Below are 1,628 nucleotides of genomic sequence, written 5' to 3' on the forward strand. Positions count from 1 at the left end.
GCGGCGGCGCTGCGCCTGGCCCGCCGCCTGGCGCGCGCGGCCGAGGCCCCGGTGCGCCTGCTGGTGCCCTGCTGGGGTCTGTCGCAGCTCTGCCTGCCGGGCGAGGGGGGGGCGGAGGGGCTTGGCAATGCCGCCTGGTATGGCGGCTGAGCGCCGGCCCGGGGGCGAGGCGCAGAGCGCGCGCAAAACTTCTTGCGAAAAATCGGAGTGGGCGCGAAAGATGCGCCCGGAACGCAGAAGGGGGACCGGCGCGTGAGAATCCTGGTTGTCGATGACTATCCCACCATGCGGCGCATCGTGCGAAACCTGCTCGACCAGATCGGCTACAAGGATGTCGAGGAGGCGGGGAACGGGGCCGAGGCGCTCGAGAAGATCAAGGTCTCGCGCTACGACCTCGTCATCTCCGACTGGAACATGGAGCCGATGACGGGGCTGGAGCTGCTGAAGGAGGTTCGCGGCGATGCGAATCTCGCCAAGACGCCCTTCATCATGGTGACGGCCGAGAGCAAGACCGAGAACGTCGTGGCCGCCAAGCAGGCCGGCGCCTCGCAATACATCGTCAAGCCGTTCACGGCGGAAACGCTGAGGGCGAAGATCGCATCCGTCGTGGGTTAAGGGGGCAGTGTGAGCCAGACGTCATCGCCCGCTGCCGGGCTGGCCCGGATCTCCGGGCATGCGGCGGCCATCGCCGGCGAGGTCGACAAGCTGCTGGGCCTGGGCTCGGCGGGGGATGCGGCCACGATCGACAAGCTGGCCCAGGCGCTGGATGAAATGCGCGGCATGTCGAAGCTGCTGGCGGAGACGCGGGCCGAGGTGATCGGCCTCTCGCCGCCGCCGGTCGGGCTGGGCGACACGCTGGACGCCGTGGTGGTGGACACCGAGGGCGCCGCCTTCGAGATCCTGCGCCAGGCCGAGCGCGCCCAGGCGGCGGCGGGGCGGCTGCATGCCGGCACCTCGACCGACACCCGCGCCGACCTGGCCGAGGTGAACGACGCCGCCACCAGCATCGTCCTCGCCTGCGCCTTCCAGGACATCACCGGCCAGCGGCTGCGCAAGATCCTCTCCACCATGCGCGCCGTCGAGGCACGGGTGACCACCCTGGTCGGGCTGATGGGCATCCAGCCCGAGGAGGCCAGCAGCGAGGCCTGGGAGGCGCCGAAGGATGGCCGCCAGGATGGCCACCTGCTGAACGGCCCCAGCTCCTCCGCCCAGGGCGGGCTGGGCCAGGGTGCCGTGGACGACCTGTTCGGCTGAGGCCGCCGCCCCGCCCGGGCGGCTCCGGCTCTGGGCCATCCGTCCTGGCCCCCCCCCGAGCCGGGGGGGGCGATGGTCCCGGCCCGCCGGCGCCGGGCTGCTGCTGCCCCGCCGCATCGGCGCCGGGGCCCATTGTCCTGGCGCGCCCGTGCCAGGGTTCCGCCGTTTCTGGGACGCGACAGGGAAGAACTCCATGGCTCCAGCGATCGGTTCCGACATGGCCGGCCTTCTGCGCCCGGCCGGCCAGGGGGAGGGGGCCCGCCCCGCCGCCGCGCCGGCCGCCGGGGCCGAGGGCTTCGCCCAACTGCTGCAGGGCGTGCTGATCCTGCCCGACCCGGCGACCCTGCCGGTGCTCCCGCAGGGCTCCGCCCCGC

3 protein-coding genes are annotated in these 1,628 nt (G+C 73.0%); all 3 read left to right on the forward strand.

Features of this window, described 5'->3' with window-relative positions; genetic code table 11:
- The first annotated feature begins 252 nt into the window (after positions 1-252).
- The gene (locus HMPREF0731_RS18450) at positions 253-615 is read left to right on the forward strand and encodes a response regulator (protein ID WP_040613937.1); all 363 of its coding nucleotides are present in this window, start codon (positions 253-255) and stop codon (positions 613-615) included.
- Between the two features lie 9 nt (positions 616-624).
- Positions 625-1,254: a protein phosphatase CheZ gene (locus tag HMPREF0731_RS18455; protein ID WP_007005715.1), complete on the forward strand. Its 630-nt coding sequence runs from the start codon at positions 625-627 to the stop codon at positions 1,252-1,254.
- 193 nt (positions 1,255-1,447) lie between these two features.
- On the forward strand, positions 1,448-1,628 hold a 181-nt coding region (locus HMPREF0731_RS25795; RefSeq protein WP_169312313.1), incomplete at its 3' end, for a hypothetical protein.

This window comes from Pseudoroseomonas cervicalis ATCC 49957 (assembly GCF_000164635.1).
Lineage (GTDB): Bacteria > Pseudomonadota > Alphaproteobacteria > Acetobacterales > Acetobacteraceae > Pseudoroseomonas > Pseudoroseomonas cervicalis.